Source organism: Xenorhabdus thuongxuanensis, from assembly GCF_001908095.1.
GTDB lineage: Bacteria > Pseudomonadota > Gammaproteobacteria > Enterobacterales > Enterobacteriaceae > Xenorhabdus > Xenorhabdus thuongxuanensis.
This window is the reverse complement of sequence record NZ_MKGR01000059.1, coordinates 1-4,175: the sequence shown is the minus strand read 5'-3', so window position 1 is coordinate 4,175 and position 4,175 is coordinate 1. Positions and strand designations below refer to the sequence as shown.

Genomic DNA, 4,175 nt, shown 5'->3' with positions numbered 1-4,175 from the left:
GTGAAAACTAAGCGTCAGAAAGCCGGATGGGATAATGGTTACATGCTGAAAGTCCTCACGGTGGGTTTTACGTCAGTCTAATTTAGACCCGTTTGCCCTGGGATCGCCGGTATGGCGTTTGGGTAATTCGGTAAAGATATGCCGGAAGTAAAAATACGTGTAGCGGCTCGCGCTTATAATCTGACGGACTCGCATTTATCCGGTTTTTCGGCTTGCATTCCATTTCATCTGGCTCACGATAACTGCAAATGAAATTCATCATATTGGCAGCCTAACCGCCAACATTTTGTCGCGCAACTCTGCCGTGCGAACCGGATCGAACTGATTGTTAAACAGTGCGCTGATTTCAGCAGATTTGGTATCGAATTGTTCCACCATATCTTTCAGGCGATGGCTATGGCGTGTTAGTGTGGTATTGGTTTTTCACCCGTCTGATAACCCGCTTCCATGGCCAGTGTCAGATGCAACTGAACCTGTAATGGAGTACGGAGTTTCATCGCCAGTAAATCAATGGAATCCGTTGTCAGTATATCTTGCGTTTTCCCTTTGCCTATGCTGGTTTTTAGCCGCCACTTAATGTATTCCCGTTGGCTGCAGGTAAAATACCTCCTTAACCCAGGCAAGGGCTGATAATCACGGGCAGTCAGTCGCCACACTGGAAAAATCCAGCGTACAGAACAGAGGCCGTAAATGACGGCGAATATGGTTTGTCTGAGTGTCTATCGCTTTCCAGTGTCGGGTCAGTTTACTGTCGGGTTTGTTGCTCATTTGTAAAGCGGCCCGTTGCAGGCCGGCTCTGGGGATAATTTTCCAGGCTCGCTGACGCACATCACCAAAAGACAGGTTATCGGACATGCTATCATCAACAAACCCATAATTATCCATTTAATCTGGATTGATTGGCTGTAATGTTTCGTGCAAATGAAGCCAGACAGGTGTATCTGCATGAAGGTTAAAGATAGCGGTTGACCAACGAATTGTGGTCTCTTTGTCGGGTTCGGTCTGCTGTTCACGATATAAAATCACTGCCCCATTCTCCCACTCTTGCAAGACAGACAGCGAATCCACGACAATATGTAATCCCGGGCGGCTTGCACGTTTAGCAATAAAAAAATGGCTCAGGGACTCATGATCAAGCATCGTGCCTGTTATCGTGATCATTGAATAATCCTGACTGAAACGGTTAAGGAGCGTCTGCACGTCTCCTTCACCTTTTCCAAGCCAGTTCTCAATAGCAACATGAGATTCTAACACTTCATTAATATAATGGTTCATTAGCTATTCTCTTCTGATGATAAAAGATTCAGTTTTATGTTTCGGTTATTAATACTCAAGCTGAGCAGGAGTGGAATAAGAGCACCGGCTGCTGCTGTATAAAATGTCCACATATAAGCCTGTCGCAGTGCGAGATGGCTAATAAGCAGATTGAGTAGCAGGCTCAACAGTGCCACACCAAAACAGAAGCTGAGCTGACGGTTTATGTTCCACAATGCACTTGCTTCAGGCATGGCTGTGGCTGATACCTCAAGGAAAGCACTACTCTGGGCGGTGCTGCTACACAGACTTCCTCCCATTCCCATCAGTGCAAAAGCCGTTACCAGTTGGTAGTTCTGCCCATCGTGGGTCACCACCGAAAGTAATAAAATGCCTATCGCCTGTAGCAGACAACCGGTCATGATGAGTGGCCGTGGTCCCAAGCGATTAAATGTTTTGCCTGTAACAGTGATTGCTAGAAACGAAGCAAGTGACCAAGGAATCATTAACGCTCCTGTCTCTGCTGCAGACATACCGAGACATGTCTGCAGATAAATAACGCCAACCAAACTTATTCCCATAAACAAGCCAGGTACGAACTGATAAACTAGCATTGAGAAGCGCATTAACGGGTCAGAAAGAAGATGAAAGCTGAAAAGTGGTGCAGAATGCCGACTACTGCGAATAATGAAAAAAGCCAGCAGAATGATACCTGATGAGAAAAGTATCGTGCCTTTTGCAATGTTTCCCACCTCACTCATTTTTGTCATTCCGAGTAAAATGAGAAATAAGCCAGCACATCCGATTACAAGGCCAGAGAAATCGAGAGCTTTATTTTTTTCGGAAGTGACTCCATCTCGTAACCATATGAAAGCCAGTATCAGTGTCAGCAGGGTTAGCGGCAGACTGGCAAAGAATACCCAACGCCAGTTGAGAGTCTGGACCAGCACGCCGCCCAAGGCAGGGGATAGTGCAGGGGCTAGTAGAGCTACCAACATAATTGCAGATGAAAGTTTAGCTCGCTCATGTTTTGCATAAAGCTGCCACGTCAACGCCTGACCGATTGGTATTAACAGTCCACCGCCAATGCCCTGCACAACACGACAGAAAACCAGTTCTTCAAGTGAATGTGCAAATCCAGATGCCGTTGTTCCCAGTGCAAATAAGGCTAACGAAAGTAAAAACACCCGCCGAGCACCTGCACGCTGTGTCAACCACGCACTGAGAGGGATAATAAGCGTAAGCCCACATATGTAGCCATGACTGATCCATGCTAACTCTGCCACGGAAGCATGCATTTCCTTACCTATAGTGGGATAAGCGACATTGGAGATAAACATATTTACTAAGTCGAGAAAAAAGCCAAGAAGGTAGACGACCGCAATTTTACTACGATAATTCATACTCTCTTCCCCGTTAAAAATGAATAATATAATTCCGATAATGAGAAGGATAAAGAGCTGGCGCAGTGATACACTGTCAAAAAATATTTGACAGTATTGGGGAGATTTATGCTCAATTTACAGCGTGTAGCAATGTTTGTAGCCGTAGTAGAGGCAGGAAGTTTCACATCAGCAGCTATCACGCTCAGACAAACGAAGGCAGTAGTTAGTTTTAATATCCGGCAACTGGAGGCGGAACTTGGTGTATCGTTGTTGTTACGCACAACCCGACGTCTAGCACTTACGCAAGCGGGGGAAGCTTTTTACCTGCGCAGTGTTCATCTTTTAAAAGAAACAGAAGATATTGTGAACGATGTGCAATTCAGTCATAGAGGATTTAGTGGTGAGTTACGAATAACCAGTACACCGGAATATAGCACTACAATGATCATCCCCGCTTTAGTGGCATTCGGGCAGGCACACCCTGAGCTGAGTATTCACCATGTTTCGTCTTCTTATCATGCCGATCTTATTTCAGAGCACTTCGACGTTGCTATTCGTCTTGGCAAATTGGCTGATTCCAGTTATCACGCAGCGTTAATAGACAACTTTTCAATAATTCCAGTGGCCGCTCCGAAATGGATTAAAAATAACCCAATAGATTCGCTTAATACATTAGGTAAGGCAGAATGGGTTATTCATACTCGTCTCCAGTCCCCTCTACGCTGGCAAGTAACAGGTCCTGAACAGCAGAAGATCGATTTTTCCGTCACTGGACCCGTCAGGTTCTCAACTGACAGTGCTTCTGCACTGATGAGTTTTATACTGGAAGGCTGTGGTGTCGCGCTGCTACCGGAGTGGCTAGTCCGGTCTGCTCTAGCAAGCGGGGAACTGCAGCATTTGCTGCCCGATTACCATTTCCCTTCGCAGGGTGTGTATGCGGTTTATCCTAATACCCGTCATATCTCCGCTAAAGTACGTGCTCTGATTGATTTTCTTCAGAGACGCTTCGCTTAAGCAAACTTGGATGTGTAATAATCAAGGGGTCAGATTAATATGTTCCCAGCCTAATGGGGACAAATGTGATAACAGTTGATCATTGCGCTTCAGTGCTTCGATGGCCATTTCCATATAAACCGTGTTCCACAACGAGATCGCTGCTGTAAGCAAAGTCAGACCGCTAGCGCGTTAACTCTGATTTTCCTGTTTTCGATCCTTAATTTCATCCAACCGGTGTATAAAGACAGCTCGTGCAAGGGCATTGCGGGCCTCTCCTTTATTTAATTCCGCCTGTACACGCTTGACGCAGGGCAGGATCGCGAAACCAGTCCAGCATAAACAGTGTTCGTTCAATTCGACCAAGCTCCTTTAACGCTTTTGCCATAAGCGTACATTCCAATAAACATTGGCAAGCAGAAGCAGAAAAAAATCGGCTTATAGGGAGAATGTAATGAGCGGTGCGCTGGGCAAAGCTGCACTATTCTTGCGGGTGAAAGTCCCGTCGTAGAAAGGGAGTTAGCCAGACCACTACGTAGCGAG

General features: G+C 45.9%; 5 protein-coding genes and 2 pseudogenes. 1 reads left to right on the top strand and 6 read right to left on the bottom strand.

Features of this window, described 5'->3' with window-relative positions; genetic code table 11:
- Positions 1-258: 258 nt before the first annotated feature.
- The 4 genes and pseudogenes from Xentx_RS19735 to Xentx_RS17805 all read right to left on the bottom strand — a co-directional run.
- Positions 259-599: pseudogene (locus Xentx_RS19735) on the bottom strand (ExeA family protein); the annotation flags it as partial.
- Between the two features lie 34 nt (positions 600-633).
- Positions 634-855: a hypothetical protein gene (locus tag Xentx_RS17815; protein ID WP_139292536.1), complete on the bottom strand. Its 222-nt coding sequence runs from the start codon at positions 853-855 to the stop codon at positions 634-636.
- Positions 856-885: 30 nt separating this feature from the next.
- On the bottom strand, positions 886-1,275 hold the full coding sequence (locus Xentx_RS17810) for a DUF4440 domain-containing protein (protein ID WP_074021833.1): 390 nt from the start codon (positions 1,273-1,275) through the stop codon (positions 886-888).
- A complete protein-coding gene (locus Xentx_RS17805; protein WP_074021832.1) occupies positions 1,275-2,657 on the bottom strand; it encodes an MFS transporter in 1,383 nt (460 codons plus the stop codon). Before Xentx_RS17805 ends, Xentx_RS17810 begins: the two co-directional genes overlap by 1 nt.
- A 108-nt stretch (positions 2,658-2,765) precedes the next feature.
- On the opposite strand from Xentx_RS17805, the gene Xentx_RS17800 reads away from it, so the two are divergent.
- Positions 2,766-3,653, top strand: coding sequence for a LysR family transcriptional regulator (locus tag Xentx_RS17800; protein ID WP_074021831.1), 888 nt, complete (start codon positions 2,766-2,768; stop codon positions 3,651-3,653).
- A 27-nt stretch (positions 3,654-3,680) separates the two neighbouring features.
- On the opposite strand, the pseudogene Xentx_RS17795 reads toward Xentx_RS17800, so the two are convergent.
- Positions 3,681-4,020: pseudogene (locus Xentx_RS17795) on the bottom strand (Tn3 family transposase); the annotation flags it as partial.
- A partial coding sequence (locus Xentx_RS19430; RefSeq protein WP_208607602.1) for a hypothetical protein occupies positions 3,986-4,175 on the bottom strand: 190 nt, incomplete at its 5' end. The pseudogene Xentx_RS17795 and the gene Xentx_RS19430, both read right to left, overlap by 35 nt.

Bases quoted from the DNA above. Each gene is read 5' to 3' on its own strand.
- Xentx_RS17815 (WP_139292536.1), bottom strand. From the start codon at position 855: ATGTCCGATAACCTGTCTTTTGGTGATGTGCGTCAGCGAGCCTGGAAA.
- Xentx_RS17810 (WP_074021833.1), bottom strand. From the start codon at position 1,275: ATGAACCATTATATTAATGAAGTGTTAGAATCTCATGTTGCTATTGAG.
- Xentx_RS17805 (WP_074021832.1), bottom strand. From the start codon at position 2,657: ATGAATTATCGTAGTAAAATTGCGGTCGTCTACCTTCTTGGCTTTTTT.
- Xentx_RS17800 (WP_074021831.1), top strand. From the start codon at position 2,766: ATGCTCAATTTACAGCGTGTAGCAATGTTTGTAGCCGTAGTAGAGGCA.